General features: G+C 65.7%; 13 protein-coding genes. 5 read left to right on the top strand and 8 right to left on the bottom strand.

Annotated elements, in window-relative coordinates; all coding sequences use genetic code 11:
• Positions 1-20: 20 nt before the first annotated feature.
• The 6 genes from ALTAJ2_RS05955 to ALTAJ2_RS05930 all read right to left on the bottom strand — a co-directional run bounded on the left by ALTAJ2_RS05955 (position 21) and on the right by ALTAJ2_RS05930 (position 6720).
• Positions 21-314, bottom strand: coding sequence for a PRC-barrel domain-containing protein (locus ALTAJ2_RS05955; RefSeq protein WP_006186607.1), 294 nt, complete (start codon positions 312-314; stop codon positions 21-23).
• A gap of 129 nt (positions 315-443) precedes the next feature.
• On the bottom strand, positions 444-1589 hold the full coding sequence (locus ALTAJ2_RS05950) for a phosphotransacetylase family protein (protein ID WP_007108324.1): 1146 nt from the start codon (positions 1587-1589) through the stop codon (positions 444-446).
• On the bottom strand, positions 1586-3697 hold the full coding sequence (locus ALTAJ2_RS05945; RefSeq protein ID WP_007108323.1) for an acetate--CoA ligase family protein: 2112 nt from the start codon (positions 3695-3697) through the stop codon (positions 1586-1588). Before ALTAJ2_RS05945 ends, ALTAJ2_RS05950 begins: the two co-directional genes overlap by 4 nt.
• 238 nt (positions 3698-3935) lie before the next feature.
• On the bottom strand, positions 3936-4955 hold the full coding sequence (locus ALTAJ2_RS05940) for a metal ABC transporter permease (protein WP_007108322.1): 1020 nt from the start codon (positions 4953-4955) through the stop codon (positions 3936-3938).
• Positions 4955-5692 carry a metal ABC transporter ATP-binding protein gene (locus ALTAJ2_RS05935; RefSeq protein ID WP_007108321.1) on the bottom strand — a complete coding sequence of 246 codons (738 nt, stop codon included), beginning with the start codon at positions 5690-5692 and terminating at the stop codon, positions 4955-4957. Before ALTAJ2_RS05935 ends, ALTAJ2_RS05940 begins: the two co-directional genes overlap by 1 nt.
• A complete protein-coding gene (locus ALTAJ2_RS05930; protein ID WP_007108320.1) occupies positions 5689-6720 on the bottom strand; it encodes a metal ABC transporter substrate-binding protein in 1032 nt (343 codons plus the stop codon). Before ALTAJ2_RS05930 ends, ALTAJ2_RS05935 begins: the two co-directional genes overlap by 4 nt.
• A 552-nt stretch (positions 6721-7272) precedes the next feature.
• Between ALTAJ2_RS05930 and ALTAJ2_RS05920 the strand changes: the two genes are divergently transcribed.
• The 4 genes from ALTAJ2_RS05920 (at position 7273) to ALTAJ2_RS05905 (ending at position 11691) form a co-directional block, all read left to right on the top strand.
• On the top strand, positions 7273-7647 hold the full coding sequence (locus tag ALTAJ2_RS05920) for a cupin domain-containing protein (RefSeq protein ID WP_006186601.1): 375 nt from the start codon (positions 7273-7275) through the stop codon (positions 7645-7647).
• A gap of 139 nt (positions 7648-7786) precedes the next feature.
• On the top strand, positions 7787-8212 hold the full coding sequence (locus ALTAJ2_RS05915; protein ID WP_007108317.1) for a hypothetical protein: 426 nt from the start codon (positions 7787-7789) through the stop codon (positions 8210-8212).
• 162 nt (positions 8213-8374) lie between these two features.
• Positions 8375-9526: an acyl-CoA dehydrogenase family protein gene (locus ALTAJ2_RS05910; protein ID WP_007108316.1), complete on the top strand. Its 1152-nt coding sequence runs from the start codon at positions 8375-8377 to the stop codon at positions 9524-9526.
• Between the two features lie 191 nt (positions 9527-9717).
• The gene (locus tag ALTAJ2_RS05905) at positions 9718-11691 is read left to right on the top strand and encodes a PAS domain S-box protein (protein WP_007108315.1); all 1974 of its coding nucleotides are present in this window, start codon (positions 9718-9720) and stop codon (positions 11689-11691) included.
• Here the strand turns inward: ALTAJ2_RS05905 and ALTAJ2_RS05900 are convergent.
• Together ALTAJ2_RS05900 and ALTAJ2_RS05895 are read right to left on the bottom strand one after the other, a co-directional pair.
• Positions 11676-12248, bottom strand: coding sequence for a HalX domain-containing protein (locus ALTAJ2_RS05900; protein ID WP_007108314.1), 573 nt, complete (start codon positions 12246-12248; stop codon positions 11676-11678). The genes ALTAJ2_RS05905 and ALTAJ2_RS05900 overlap by 16 nt on opposite strands.
• Positions 12249-12532: 284 nt before the next feature.
• On the bottom strand, positions 12533-14506 hold the full coding sequence (locus tag ALTAJ2_RS05895) for a 3-hydroxyacyl-CoA dehydrogenase/enoyl-CoA hydratase family protein (protein WP_007108313.1): 1974 nt from the start codon (positions 14504-14506) through the stop codon (positions 12533-12535).
• 115 nt (positions 14507-14621) lie between these two features.
• On the opposite strand from ALTAJ2_RS05895, the gene ALTAJ2_RS05890 reads away from it, so the two are divergent.
• Positions 14622-15767: an acyl-CoA dehydrogenase family protein gene (locus tag ALTAJ2_RS05890; protein WP_007108312.1), complete on the top strand. Its 1146-nt coding sequence runs from the start codon at positions 14622-14624 to the stop codon at positions 15765-15767.
• The last annotated feature ends 122 nt before the right edge of the window (positions 15768-15889 follow it).

Genomic DNA, 15889 nt, shown 5'->3' with positions numbered 1-15889 from the left:
TCGCGAACGCGGGGCCGCAATCAGGCCAGCAGTTCGTCCTCTTCCTCGTCGGGATCGCGGACGCGCTCGACCACGTCGTTGATGAGGATGACGTCGCCGACGGCGCGGACCCAGCGGTAGGGAACGATGATACCCTGTCCGCTGCGGGCTTCCTCCGCGAACAGTTCGCCGTTTAATTTCGCCAGCGCCAGACCGGTGACGGCTTCGCCGTCGACGTTCAGTCGAAGGTCCTCGACTTCGCCGACGAAGACGCCGTTGTTCGAGTACACCTCGCGGCCGACGAGAGACGTGATTTCTTGGGGAATGTCGTCCATAACTGGCCTCATGCGTGGCGGACTCTTAACTTTTGGTCAGACACGACAGTCAGCGACGCGAAGACGACGCGGCCGACTCATCCGAGGGACGGCCCGGGCCGGATTACGTCCCGATCCAGGACGCACGCCCTACCCGAGAATCGAGTCGACGGCCGCGTGATCGGACAACAGCCGTTCCATCCGGTCGACGGTCTCCGCATCCCGCGTGCGCCCGCTGCGAACGATATCCTCGGCGCGCTCGACGGTCGTGAGCGTATCCGTCTGGACCGACAGGATCGGGACGCCTTTCTCGCTGGCCTGGCCGACGATCGCTCCCGACGGGCGGTGGCCACCGGTGAGGATGAGACAGCGAATGCCAGGGGCCTCGAGCGCGGCAGTGTGGATCTCGGCGCGGTCGCCGCCGGTGATGACGGCGGCGTCTTTCGTCCGCCGGAAGTGCCGGAGGGCGCTGTCGGGTCCCATCGCGCCGACGGTAAACCGTTCGACGTAGTTGTCCTGTCCATCGTCGACGAGCGTCGAGGCACCGAGTTCGTCGGCGAGTTCGGCGACCGTCACGCCGGACAGCTTCCGCTCGCTCGGGAGCACGCCGTAGACGGGGATGCCTCGCCCCTCGAGGAACGGGACGACGTCCGTCTCGAGGCTGTCGTAGACCGCGTCGGGAACGTCGTTGAAGACGACACCGGCGAGGCGGTCGCCGAACGTCTCGGCGGCGGCGATGATGTCGTCGACGTCCGACGGCATCTCGTAGGGCGCGACCAGCAGGACGCGCGCGTCCAACAGATTCGCGATATCGGCGTCGGCGAGGTCGACGATCCCCCCAACGTCGTACCGGCCGCCGCCCTCGACGAACAGCCGGTCGTGATCCGCCGCGAGCGTCTCGAACGCCTCGCGGACCCGGTCGCGGAGTTCGGCCGGGTCCTCGCGGCCGCGGATCGCCTGCTCGACGAACGTCGGCGAGTAGACCACCGGCTCGAGGTCGTGCATCTCGGCGTCGAGGTCGAGTAGTTCCCGGGCGAGCAGCGGGTCCTCGTCTAAGGTCTTCCCGACGTTGCTCTGCAGTCGGGTGCCTTTGGGTTTCATGTAGCCGACGCTCTCGCCGTCGGCGGCCGCGAGGCGGGCGAGCGCCAGCGTAATGGCCGTCTTGCCGGTGCTTGCCTCGAGCGAACTGACGAGCAGCGTCTGGGAGTCACCGCTGGCGGCGGCGGGATCGCTGTCGGCGGTGTCGGTACTGGGATCGGCGTCCGTGGAGTCGGGTTCTGAGTCGGTGTCGGTCATGGTTCCTCCGTATCGAGTTCGTCCGGATCGACGGTGAGTCGCAGGTCGATCGCCTGTACGCCATCGGGGCCCGCTACGAGCGGGTTGATATCGAGTTCGAGGATCGACGGGAAGTCAGTCACCAGCTGTGAGAGTCGCTGCACCGTTTCGACGACGCCGTCGACGTCCGCGGGCTCGCGGCCGCGAGCGCCGCGCAACAGCGGGGCAGCCTGGATCTCGTCGACCATCTCGCGGGCCGTTCCTTCGTCGACCGGGGCCACGCGAACCGAGGTGTCCTCGAGTATTTCGACGAAGATGCCGCCGAGGCCGAACAGCAAGAGCGGACCGAACTGCGGGTCGCGATTCATGCCGACGATGGTCTCGGTCGACGCGTCGAGGTCGAGCAGTTCCTGTACCTGGACGCCGGTGATCGTCGCGTCGGGCTGGTAGTTGCGCGCTCGAGCGACGATATCCTCGTAGGCGTCGTAGACGTCGGCCGCGGCCACGCCGACTTTGACGCCGCCGATGTCCGACTTGTGGGTGATGTCGGGACTGACGATCTTCATGACGACATCGCCGTCGATACTCTCGGCGACCTCCCGTGCGCGGTCGGGATCGTCGACGATCTCCCCCTGTGGGGTCGGGATGCCGTAGGCCTCGAGCAGGTCCATCGATTCGACCCCGAGCCGGTTGTCGTTCCGTCGTCGCGCGCGCTCGAGGACCTCGCGAGCGCGCTCGCGGTCGACGTCGAACGTCCGGGGTTCGTCGATCGTCCGCTCGCTGCTGTCCCGATACCGGGCGAGCGCGTCGAGCCCCGAGACGGCCCGCGAGGGATCGAAGTAATTCGGGATGCCGGACTCCCGGAGCGTCGTCTCGGCGTCGCGAGCGCGTTTACCGCCCATCAGGCAGGTGACGACCGGCGTATCGTGCGTCTCGACTTTCTCGATCACCTTCTCGGCGAGGTCGTCGTAGGGCAACACCGCGGTCGGCGCGGCGACGACGACCGCGCTGCCGACGTTCGGGTCCTCGAGCGCGATCTCGAGGGCCTCGCCGAAGCGCTCGATGTCGGCGTCGCCGATCGCGTCGATCGGGTTGTAGACGTTGGCCTCGTCGGGCATCGCCGCGGCGAGTCGGTCGATCGTCTCGTCGGTGAAACTGGCCATCTCGAGGGTCGAATCACCGACGGCGTCGGTCGTGAGCACGCCGGGACCGCCGGCGTTGGTCACAACGGCGACGCCGTCGGATTCGGGCTCCGGCAGGCCGGCCAACGCCCGCGCGTAGTCGAACAGTTCCTGTACCGAGCGGGCGCGGAGCACGCCGGCCTGCTCGAGACCGGCCTCGTACGCCCGTTCGCTGCCGGCGATCGCGCCGGTGTGTGAGGACGCGGCCTGGGCACCGGCGTCCGTGCGGCCGGACTTGACGAGGACGATCGGCGTCTCCGCCGTCACCTCGCGAGCGGCCTCGATGAACCCCTGTCCGTCGTCGATGTCCTCGAGATAGCCGATGATGACATCGGTCTCGGGGTCGTCGCCCCACTCCCGGACGAAGTCCGTCTCGTCGAGGACCGTCTTGTTGCCGAGCGAGACCACGTCCTGAAAGCCGATCCCCTGTTCGTTGGCCCAGTCCAGCACGGCGGTGATGAACGCGCCGGACTGGCTCATAAAAGAGATCGAACCCGAACGGGCGTCCTCGGGGCCGAACGTGGCGTTCATGCCCGTGGGCGTCGACATGATCCCGAGGCTGTTCGGGCCGACGACGTTGAGGTCGTTCTCGGTGGCGATCTCGCGCAGTTGCCGTTCGCGCTCGGCACCGTCCCCGCCCGTCTCGGCAAAGCCGGCGGTGATGACGACGATGTCGTCGGTGCCCGCCGCGGCGAGTTCGCGGACCGAGTCGAGTACGATATCGGGCGGTACGACGACCACCGCCAGATCGATCGGCGGCGCGTGCTGCACATCTTCGTAACACTCGAGCCCGAGCACTTCGTCGCGCGAGGGATTGATCGGGACGACCTCGCCGTCGAACCCCGCCTTGAGGTTCTCGAGGATCGCCCGTCCGACTGCGCCCTCGCGGTCGGTCGCACCGACCACGGCGACGGTCTCGGGATCGAAGAGTGTGGATAACCGTCCCATCGGTCGGTGATTGGCGGAGTAGGCTGTTAAGGGTGTAGCATGTTCCCGCCGTCGGGGAACCGAATCGGGATTCACGTGACCGCCGACGGTTCCGGCCGGGGATTGGCCGCCGGAGCGCACCGCTCGGATTCGAGCCGTCTCCGTCATCGCGTACTGACACGGATGGCAACCGGACGGTGACGTTCGATGTACCGCCTGCGTCGGCCGGTTACGAAGCGACCTTCCACCGTGACGGGACTCAGTGCGTCGAGATCGGTGCCGTCGATCGACTCGAGGCGAGGATCGCGAGCAGGTAACAGGCGATGGCGACGACGACGATCGAGCCGCCGGTGGGCAGCCCCTGGGAGATCGAGACCACGAAGCCACCGATAACCGACACCTGCCCGAAGAGAATCGACAGCGAGAGCGTCTCCCGGAAGCTGTGGGCGACCTGCGTTGCCGCGGCGACGGGGACGACGAGCATCGCGGCGACGAGGATGACGCCGAGGATCTGCATCGCGCCGACGACGACGATGGCCGTCATCACGATCAGCAGCGTGTTGTACCAGGTGACGTTGAGCCGCGCGACGCGGGCGGCCTGCTCGTCGAAGGTGATGAAAAGCAACTGTTTGTACGTCGCGACGATGACGCCGACGACGAGGACGCTGATGACGGCCATCAGCCGTGCCCCCGACGGGGTGACGACCGAGATGTTCCCGAAGAGGTAGCCCTCGACGTTGAACCCGCTCATCCCGCGGCCGTAGCTGATGATGAGCGTCCCGACGGCGAAGCTCCCGGTCAGCATGATCGCGATCGGGACGTCGCCGTAGGTGTTGGTCCGCTCGGCCAGCCACTGGACGCCCAGGGCACCGAGGATTCCCACGACGAGCGCGACGAGCATGAGCGATCCCTCCCAGCCGGTCGTCGCGCTCACGAGGAGACCGACGGCGACCCCGGCGAAGGCCGTGTGAGCCAGCGTCTCGCCGATCAGGGCCATCTCGCGGTGGACGAGGTAGGTGCCGACCAGCGGCGCGACGACCCCGATCAGGATTCCGGTCGCGATCGATCGCCACATGAACGGATGAGAGAAGACGTTCGTCCCGAGGAGGGAGTCGAGCAATCGGCCCGCGATCCGGGCCTGGTCGTAGAGGCCGCCCGCGAAGGGGTACGATCGCAGTGCATCGACGGTCAGCAGGCCGATCATCGCGACCGCGAGGATCGCGGTCAGTCCGAGCCCGACCTGCTCGAGTCGGCGGCGGAGAGGTCCGATCCGTCCCATTAGTGGTGGTGATGAAGGACCTGGCCCGTCGCACCGTAGGCCTCGGTCAGGGCGTCGCTTTCGACGAACGATTCGGTGTCACCGTGATGGTAAAGCTCCGTGTTGATGCAGGCGATCCGGTTTGCACGATCCGTGACGACGCCGATGTCGTGTTCGATCAGAATGATCGTGATCCCCGACGCGTTGAGCGACTCGAGCAACTGGTAGAACGCGTCGCGGGATTCGGCGTCGACGCCGACGGTCGGCTCGTCCAACGCCAGCAGGTCCGCTTCGGAGGCCAGCGCGCGTGCGATGTAGGCCCGCTGGCGTTGGCCGCCGGAGAGCTGGTTGACCTGTCGGTCGGCCAGGTCGGCGATGCCGACCGTCTCGAGCGCGTCGTCGACGGTCGCGCGGTCCGCGTCGGTCAGTCGCCCGTGGCCCGCGTGCGCGAACCGGCCCATGGTGACGGCTTCGCGGACGGTGACCGGCATCGAGCCGCCGCGGCTGGTCGCCTGCTGGGAGACGTAGCCGATCCGCTCGCCGTCGTCGAACGCGGCGACCGGCTCGCCGAAGAGTTCGATCGAGCCGCTGTCGGGACTGTGCAGGCCGAGCATGAGATGCAGGAGGGTCGTCTTCCCCGACCCGTTGGGTCCGACCAGCCCCAGAAAGTCACCCTCCTCGACCGTCAGCGAGACGTCTTTGACGGCCGGCTGCTCGGCGTAGGCAAACGTCACGTTCTCGAGGCTGACGACGGTCACTGTGCGCCTAGTGCCTCTCTGAACGCGGGGACGTTTATTTCTTCCATCTGGGTCCGGTAGCCCCACCCCTGCTCGTGCCACTTCGCGAGGGTACCCGAGAGGTGGGTCAGCGGCATCGCGTCGGTGGCGTTGCTCCCCTCGAGGATGGTATCGACGAGCGGCGGATACTGGCTGGTGGGTGCCTCGAAGGGATCGTACAGGATCGTCTCGATCCCGTTCGAATCGACCAGATCGATCGTTTCGGAGATTTCCTCGGCGGACGGATTCTCCTGAGGTGAGACCCCGACGGGCGTGTGAAGCTCGAACCCGTATCGCTCCTGAAGGTACGTAAAGGAGTCGTGGCCGGCGAGGACGGCGAGCCGTCGCTCCGCCGTCTCGAACAGTTCGCGCAACGTCCGGTCGAGGGACTCGAGGCCCGAGGTGTACTCGTCGGCGTTGGTCTCGTAGGTCTCGGCGTTGTCCGAGTCCGCCGCTGCGAGTCCATCAGCGATGGTGTCGACGATGTCCTGTGCGAGGACTGGATCGAGCCAGGCGTGCGGATCGATCGACGACCGATCGTGGTCGTGTCCATCGTGGTCATCGGCTCCGTGATGATGCCCGTCGGTATCGTCGTGCTGATTGCCGGCATCGACCTCGTGATCCCAGCCGAGGAGGCGGTCGTCCAGCCCGTCGAGTCCGTCGATCACGGTGACCGTGTCGTAGTCGGCCTCGAGCGTCGCCGCGATGTCCTGCGCCCACGAGAACTCGGGCGTATCGAAGTAGACGAACACACCGGCGTCCGCGATGTCTCGAGTGAGATCGCCGCTCGGTGACCAGCCGTGTCCGGCCTGGCCGGTTCCGATCGGATTCCGGAAGTCGACCGCGTCGCCGCTCACTCGGTCGGCCCAGTCCCACAGGGTGAAGAAGGCGGCGTACCCGCTGTCGAACGCCGCGTTCGCGCTGCCGACGTCGTCGAGGCAGCCGGCGAGTGCTCCGGTCGCGACTGCGCCGGTTCCCCCCGTCACCAGCGCACGCCGTGTCAGCTTCATACGTGAGAGTCGTCCCAGCGAAGTATAAGGGTTATTATTTCACAAGTCGATATTATTAACACTGGGCGCTGGATGGCTTCTCTGTTAACAACACGTAGTGCTATAGCGAGCCGAGTTATTACCGCACTCGAGAGAACGGGGGCGATCGGTCGGGGCCGCTGGACCTTCGGGTCGGACGGGAACGGCGGAGCGTCGCCGATCGGTCGGTCGTTTTCGCAGTTCGGTCGGTACCCGCATCGAAACGGCCGTCCACGGCACAGCGACGCGTTCGCCGAGCGGCGTCTCGGTCACTCGAGGGCGACCGCGAGTTCGATCACGTCGGCACAGGCGTCGATCCCGCCGATGATCGACGCGTGTTCGGCCCACCTCCGACGGACGCCACCACGTGCAACGGGGACTCCCGTCGGCGAGGACGAGACGCCACCGTCCCGCGGAGAGCGTCTCTCTCGTCTGCTACCGGTCGCGTGACCGACTCGCCGACCGGCTTGCCGACCCGACATCCGATTGCCGTCGATAGTATGGTTTTACTGTCGCCCTCGTGAATGAGGAGATATGACATACCGGAAGGTCAACTACGAGGAGGTCGAGCAGGTCTCGAGCGCGATGCACGTTCTCAGCGATCCCCTCGAGACCGAGCAGGTGGGGGTAACGGTCGCCCGCTGTGACCCCGGCTGGAACAGCAAGCCCCACGACCACACGGACAACGATCACGAGGAGGTCTACGTTCTCATCGAGGGGACGGCGACGGTCGTCGTCGACGACGAGCCGGTCGCGATGGAGACCGGCGACGCGCTGTGGATACCGCCCGAATCGACGCGCCAGATCCGCAACGGCGACCGCGAAAGCGCGTTCGTGCTCGTGAGCGCGCCGAGTATCGCGGACGAGGACGGCGACGAGGAGTGGTCGCTGTCCGGCTTCGCCGGCTAGTCGAGTCGCCGTCGGACCGATTTCGACCGACAGGCACGAACGGCTGCGTGACGACTTAGTAGCCACACGGTGTCGTCAGCGTGGGTGAGTCCCGATTTACTCGAAACACCACGCAGCGATCTCGCTGGTCGTCGCCGGCGTGCTGACGGTCCTGCTCCCGCCGGTTTCCGTACTTGGCCGATCGATCCCGTCTGCGGCGGTCGTCGCCTACGGCACCGCCGTCGGCGTCTGCATCGATTTCGATCACGTCCTCATCGCCCGGTTCAAGACCGGGCACTGGGATGCCGTGCGGTTCTGTCTCTCGAACCCGCGTGCAGCGGTCACCGATCAGTCGGCGATTTTCGAGCCCGGCGACGTGGGCGTCCTCTCGCGACTGTTGAGCCACGTGGTGATCGGCGGCGTCGTCGTTCCGGCGACCGCCGCCGTCAGCATCCCCCTCGCGATCGTAACCGGCGTCGTCCTCTACGCCCACCTGCTGGCCGATCTCGTCTGGGACATCCACCTGCTCGAGGCGCACGCGGACGCGGCGGTTTCGACGGACGACCTCGTCCGGATGCTCCGGTAATGGGAGCGCGCCGCGAAAGCGCGGGTTCGGGTTGCACTATCGTAGCCACTGAAACGATTCACACACTGACCGCAACGCCATCATGCGGTCAGGTGTGCATTGACGTTCAGGGGCTACTATAGTTGCCCCCGACTATTTCCACCGCCGGACCGTCTTGCGAGTATGGAACTGCTCGACGACAGCATCGTCCCGGAACACGCACGCGACATCAAGGCAGAGGCTCGCGAGTTCGCACAGGAGCACATCAAACCCAACGCACAGGAGTACTTTCAGTCGGGGGACTATCCCGAGGAGATCCTCGAGGCGGGTCGAGAAGCGAACCTCGTCGCACAGGACATCCCCGAGGAGTGGGGCGGTCGGGGGCTCGATCTGGCCCAGCTGCTCGCGATGACGGAGGAGTTCTACCGGGCCGACGCGGGGATCGCGCTGACGCTGCAGTTGGCGAGTTTCGGCTGCGAGATCACCTACGAGCACGGCTCCGAGGAGCAGTGCGAACGATACGTTCGCCCCGTCGCGGAGGGCGAGCAACGGTCCGGACTGGCGGTCTCGGAGCCGGAGACGGGCAGCGACCTCGCGGGGATGCAGACCACGGCCGAGAGGGACGGCGACGAGTACGTCATCAACGGCGAGAAGTACTGGATCGGCAACGGCGTCGAAGCGGACTGGATAACGCTCTACGCGCGCACCGGCGACGACGAGGACAACCGCTACGGCAACCACTCGATGTTCATCGTCCCGACGGATACGGACGGCTACGAGGCCGAACACATCCCCGAGAAGATGGCGATGCGTGCCTCGAAACAGGCACACATCGAGTTCGACGACTGCCGGATTCCCGCGGCGAACCTGATCGGGTCGGAGGGTGACGGCTTCATGCTGCTCGCGGACTTCTTCAACCACGGCCGCGTCGCCGTCGCCGGCCACGGCATCGGTATCGCGGCGGCCGCCATCGAGGAAGCCTGGGAGTTCACCCACGACCGCGAGGAGTTCGGTCGGACGATCAGCGACTTCCAGTCCGTCCAGCACGGCCTCGCGGACATGCTGGTCGAGTTCGAAAGCGCCCGGACTCTCGTCTGGCGCGCCCGCGAGAAGGTCGCCAACGAGGACAACGCGGGCTACTGGGCTGCGATGGCGAAGACGAAGGCGACGGAGACGGCCGTCGACGTCGCGGAGCAGGGGATGCAGTTCCACGGCGGCCGCTCGGTGCTCGACGAACGCCGGATCGCGCGCGTTTACCGCGACGCGCGAATCCCCGTCATCTACGAGGGCGCAAACGAGATCCAGCGCAACCTGATCTACGGCCAAGCCCCCTGAACGAGCGTGATCGTCGGCCGGTCGTCCGTTCGTCCTATCGGACGCCCGCCCCGTGAGCCGCCCCGGACCTGATCCCCGAGCCGTCCGGCGATAGACCGATCAGCCGAAAGAACGATCCCGTTCGGGGTCATGTCCCTCGTCAAACACGCTATCGTCGCGCCAGAGATGTTTCACGCCAGCTTTCCACCGATATGAGTCGGTCACGCGTACTCTGTGTCAGTGCCGATCGTTCGACGCGGGCGTCGCTTACGCTGTCGCTGACGGACGCACCCGTCGATGTCATCATCGCACAGCGATTCGTCGACGCAATCGACCGGCTCAATCACGAGTCGATCGACGCGGTCGTCATCGATGCGGGAACGATCGCAAACACCGCCGCGCTCGTCGATACCGTCGAGTCGGGGACGCCGACGTTCGTCTACCAGGAGACGGATGGTGATACCGGTGCCGTGCTGGCACGAGTCACCACTCCGACAGCCGACGGCGAGTCGGCGACGCACCTCTCGAACACGATCACCGAACACATCGCGGCGGGGACGGATGCCGAACTGCCGACCGAACTCGAGGGCGACGCCGGCGGGAGCGCCACGGCCGACGGGACCGTCGCCGGGGACCGGGACCTCCCCGACGACCTCGAGCGGCTCGTGAGTCGCGTCCGGAGTCGGTTGGTCGACGCCACCTCGCTGCTGACCGTCGAACGCGTGCTCCGCGAGGAACTGACGGACGGCGATCGGTTCGCGTTCGCCTGGCTCGGGGAGTACGATCGCCGCGAACGCGCGATCATTCCGTGGCTGTCCGATCCCGACGTCACGGAGTGGCCGCTCCAGCAAACGTTCGATATCGGCACCGGCGACCACCCGCTGCTCGAGCGCGTGATCCGGACCCGGACCCTTCGGGCCCACCAGTACGACGCGGGCAGCGGCGGTACGGTCCCCTTCGACGATCGCGCGTTCGAGCGGGGCGTTCGGTCGGTCACCGCCGTCCCGCTCGCCGCAAACGGCGACCTGTACGGCGTCGCCGTCATCTACGCGACGGAACGGCTCTCCGAACACGAACGGGATGCGATTCGGGCGATCGCCGGGGCCGCATCCCACGTCCTCGAGACGATCGCCGTCCGGGGTCGACTCGAGCAACGGGAGCGAACGCTCAACCGGTACGAGCGACTCGTCGAGACGGCCGGTGACGGCATGTACGTGCTCGACGACGAGGGACACCTCATGACCGTCAACGACGCGCTCGTCGAGATGACCGGATTCAGTCGCGAGGGACTGCTCGGCGAACACGTCTCGATTCTGTTCGATTCGGCGGACATCGAGGCCGGTGAGACGATCATTCGTTCGCTCCTCGCAAACGGGGAGGACACCGACACGCTCGAGTTGAGCGTGGAGACGAAAGCCGGAGCAACGATCCCCTGTGAGGTCCAGATTGCCGTGCTGGTTCCCGACGGCGAGTTCCGCGGCTCGGTCGGCGTGCTTCGCGATGTCACCGAGCGGAAACGGCAAGAACGGAAACTCCGCGAACGCAACGAGCGACTCGATGCCTTTGCCCGGATCGTCAGCCACGACCTCCGGAACCCGCTCGGCGTCGCGCAGGGCTATCTGGACCTGTTCGAGGAGACCGGCGACTCCAGATACGCCGCGAAGACTCGCAACGGACTCGACCGGATGGAGTCGATCATCGATGACGTCCTGGCCATCGCCCGCGAGGGGGAGTGGGCCGCCGACACCGAACCCGTCGACCTCGAGTCGGCCGCTCGCGAGGCGTGGGCTCACGTCTCGACTGCGGAGGCGACGCTGGCGGTCACGGAGACGGTGACGCTTTCGGCCGACCGGTCGCGACTCCTGCGACTCCTCGAGAACTGTTTCCGGAACAGTATCGAACACGGCGGGACGACCGAAACCGTTCGCATCGGGCCCCTCGAGGACGACGAGCGGGCGGACGCGACGCGCGGGTTCTTTATCGAAGACGACGGCGAGGGGCTCCCCGCGAAACTCCGGGACGAACTCTTCGATCCGTCGGCGTCCACGTCGACGGAAGGGTTAGGAATCGGCCTCTGGATCGTCAGAGAAGTCGCTACCGGGCACGGGTGGTCGGTCGTCGCGACGGAGAGCGAGAGCGGAGGGGCACGCTTCGAGTTCGAACTGGACGCTCAGTTCCCGGACTGAAGATCCTGAAACGCGCCGACGAAGTCGTCGTGGGTGGACATGTCCGAGACCGTCTCGTCGACTCGCTGCTCGAGCGCCTCGACCTGATCACAGAGTTCCTGATACTCCGTGTTGTCCGCGAGTTCGCGGTCGGCCTTCTCGGACTCCAGTAACGCCTTCTTCGAGACGAGGGCGTAGTACTCCTGAATGTCGGCTTCGTAGTCCGAGCGATCGGCGACGTCCGCGACCATCTCGACGAGTTCGTCCTTCGAGACCGGTTTGACGAGATAGTCGTCGAAGCCCATCTCGATGATATCGAAGTCGGGGTCGACCGCCGTCACCATGACGACCCGCGAATCGTATCCCTGCCCGCGGATTCGCTCGAGAACTTCGTCACCGGAGAGCCCCGGCATCCGCCGGTCTAGCAGGACGACCTCGACGGAATCGCCCATCTTCTCGAGTGCCTCCTCGCCGTCGTACGCCGTCTCGATGGCCCACTCGCCCTGCAGCCACGCGGCGAACAGGTCCGCAAGTCGGGCTTCGTCGTCGACGACGAGCACCTCGGGCCCGTCATTCATGGGGTTTCCCCTCCGTTCTCTTCATCGATTACAGCCACGCGTCACCAATGGTACCTCTGGGTGATAAATCTCGCGACCAACTATCAGATCTGGGTGGCATAGTTGACACATAACCGACACGGACGCGAGATCGTTCGTCGAGCGGCGTCGCGTTCGCTTCGAAATCTGATAGATCGTCGGAGCGGCGGTCGGTTGCCGACGGCCGGATAGGGCCACCAACGCGATGAACTCGGCGCAATGGCCCGAACCGATCCCGCCGTTCAGCCGCGGTCGGTCGCCGTCGCTTATTTGCCTTCGAACTCCGGCTCCTCGTCGCCCATGAAGGCCGTAATACCCTCCATCAGGTCGTCGGTCGCCATTAGGTGTCCAAAGGCGGACGCCTCGTACTCGAGGCCGGCGTCCGTGTCGTCGCGGCCGGCGAGCATCGCGCGCTTGGCGAACCGCTGAGCGATCGGCGGGCCGCCGGCGAGTTCGGTCGCCAACTCGAGCGCGCGGTCCTCGAGTTCGTCGTTGGCGACGCGTTCGTTGACGAAGCCGTAGTCGGCCATCGTTTCGGCGTCGTAGCGCTCCGCGGTGAAGATAATCTCCTTGGCTCGCCCCTCGCCGACGATGTGCTTGAGCCGCTGGGTCCCGCCCCAGCCGGGAATGAGCCCGAGATCGAGTTCGGGCTGGCCGAACTCGGACCGGTCACTCGCCACGCGCAGGTCGGCACACGTCGCGAGTTCCATCCCGCCGCCGAGACAGAAACCGTCGATGCCGGCGACGACGGGCATGTCGCAGGCCTCGAGTTCGCCGAACGTCGACTGCCCCAGCCGCGAGAGTTCCTGTCCCTCGATCGGATCGGCACCGTCGCCGGCCATGCTCTGGACGTCCGCCCCCGCGGAAAATGCCTTCTCGCCCTCGCCGGTGACAAGGAGCGCTCGAACGTCGTCGTCGGCCTCGAGGTGCTCGATCGCCGTCGACAGTTCCTCGAGGAGGTCGTCGCTGATGGTGTTCATTCGGTGGGGGCGGTCGAGGACGACGTGACCGACCATGTCACCGGGGTACTCGACGCGGATCGTCTCGAAGTCCATCGCGTCCGCGTCCGCCTCGTCGTCGTAGAACCCGCCCGCTTCGGCCCGTTCCGCGAGGTATTCGGCGGGCGCGTATCGCTCGTGGCCGGTCTCCTCGTAGGCCGCCGTGAGCGTTTCGTGGAGCGCCTCGAGGCCGTAGTCGTCGACCAGTTTGACGGGGCCATCGGGGAAGCCGGCCCCGAGCTTGACGGCCTCGTCGATCGACTCCGGCGGGGCGACGTCGCCACCGATCAGCTTCGCGGCCTCGTTCGCCATCGTCGCGAGGAGCCGTTCCGTGACGAAGTCCGACTGTTGGTCGGTCGGGATATCGACGCCGTCGCCGTCCTCGTAATCGTAGAAGCCCTTGCCCGTCTTCTTGCCGAACTCCTCGTTTTCGACCTTCTCCGCGAGCAGCGGTGCCGGCTCGTAGGCCGCACCCAGCACCTCGTGCATGTACTCGAGGACGTGATAGCTGACGTCGTTGCCGACCTGGTCGCCGAGTTCGAAGCTCCCCATCGGCAGGCCCATGTCGTACTTCGTCGTCGAGTCGACCTCGGCGATGGTCGCCTCGTCCTCGCTGACGAGCCACGCAGCCTCGTTCATGAGGGGAACGAGAATGCGGTTGACGATGAACCCGGGCGAGTCCTTGTGGACCCGCACCGGCGTCTTGCCGAGGTCCTCGGCGAGCTCCGCCGTCAGATCGAGCGTTTCTTCGGCGCTCTCGGCACCCGCAATCACTTCCACGAGCGGCATTCGGACCGGCGGGTTGAAGAAGTGCATCCCGCAGAACTGCTCGGGACGGTCGGTGAACTCGGCGAGATCGGTGATCGAGAGGCTCGAGGTGTTCGTCGCGAAGATCGCGTGCTCCGGCGCGGCCTCCTCGAGTTCGGTGTACACGTCCCGTTTGATCTCCATCTGCTCGGGGACCGCTTCGATGACGAAATCGGTGTCGGCGACGGCCGCTTCCATGTCGACCAGCGGCGTCACCCGCTCTTTGGCGGCGTCGGCCTCCTCCTCGGTGAGCTGGTCGTTCTCGGCGAGCTTGTTCAGCGACCACTCGATCTGCTCGTAGCCGTTCTGAACGAACTCCTCTTTGATATCCCGCATGTTCACGTCGTAACCCGCCATCGCGGCGACCTCGGCGATACCGTGACCCATGTTGCCCGCACCCAGAACTGTGATGGTGTTGATGTCGTCGATGTCCATGGTCAGAAATCCTATTCGAACCCGTTTCAACGTTTCCCTCTCACAGAGTAGAAACGATAGTTCTGTTTACTACCGGTTACAAAGCTCTTTATCGTTTGCATCGTAACGATTGTCCATGGAATTCGGACTCAGCGAAGAACAGGAACAGATCCGCGACGAGGTCCGCCGGTTCGCCGAAAACGAGATCGTTCCGAACGCCGAGAAGTACGACACCGAAGAGAAGTTCCCCCACGAGATCGTCGACAAGGCCGCCGAGATGGGGCTGGTCGGCTCATCGATCCCGATCGAGTACGGCGGTGCCGGCTACTCCACCCTCGAGTCGGCCATCATTGCCGAGGAACTGTTCTCTCACGATCCCGGGATCGCGCTCTCGATCATGGCCTGTTCGTTCGGGACCGAAGCCATCCGCGAGTTCGGCACCGAAGACCAGAAAGAGCGGTTCCTCGAGCCGGTCGCGACGGGCGAGAAGATCTCCGGCGCTGCGATCTCGGAGCCCGATACCGGCTCGGACGTCTCGTCGGTCTCGACCCGCGCCGAGAAGGACGGCGACGAGTGGGTGATCAACGGCAACAAGATGTGGATCACCAACGGCACCGTCGGCGACTTCTTCGTCGTCTTCTGTAAGACCGACCCCGACGCGGACGGCCGCTACGACGGCTTCAGCCAGATCATCGTCGAGTCCGACCGTGACGGCGTCAGTTCGGACAAGATCACGGGCAAACTCGGTATCCGCGCCTCCGACACCGCCGAACTCATCTTCGACAACGTCCGCGTGCCCGAAGAGAACCTCGTCGGCGACCGGGACGCCGCGTTCCTCCAGCAGATGCATTTCTTCGACGCCACCCGAACCGGCGTCGCCGCACAGGGGCTCGGGATCGCCAAGGGGGCGCTCGAGGCCGCCCTCGACTACGCCGAGGACCGCGAACAGTTCGGGCAGTCCATCTCCGAGTTCCAGGCCATCCAGCACAAGCTCTCGGAGATGGCCACCGAGACGGAAGCCGCGCGGAACCTGACCTACAAGGCCGCCTGGAACGTCGACCAGGGCAACGACATCACCAAGCTGGCATCGATGGCCAAGGAGTACGCCTCCCGGGTCGCCGTCGAGGTGTCCAACGAGGCCGTCCAGATCCACGGCGGCGCCGGCTACGTCAACGACTTCCCCGTCGAGCGCTTCTACCGCGACTCGAAGATCACCCAGATCTACGAGGGCACCACCGAGATCCAGAAGAACGTCATCGCGCGGGAACTCCTCGACGACTAACGAAATTTTACGCTGCGGGCCGCCTTCGGCGGCCCTCGGTGAAATTTCGATCAAAAGCACTCCTCCTTCCTCTCCGCTCGTTTCTCTCGCTCCGAGTCAGTCGTCGGCCCGCTCGCTCACTT

The sequence above is a fragment of the Natrinema altunense genome, from assembly GCF_000731985.1.
Taxonomy (GTDB): Archaea; Halobacteriota; Halobacteria; order Halobacteriales; family Natrialbaceae; genus Natrinema; species Natrinema altunense.
Note: the sequence above shows the minus strand (reverse complement) of the source record. Positions and strands in the feature narration are given on the sequence as shown.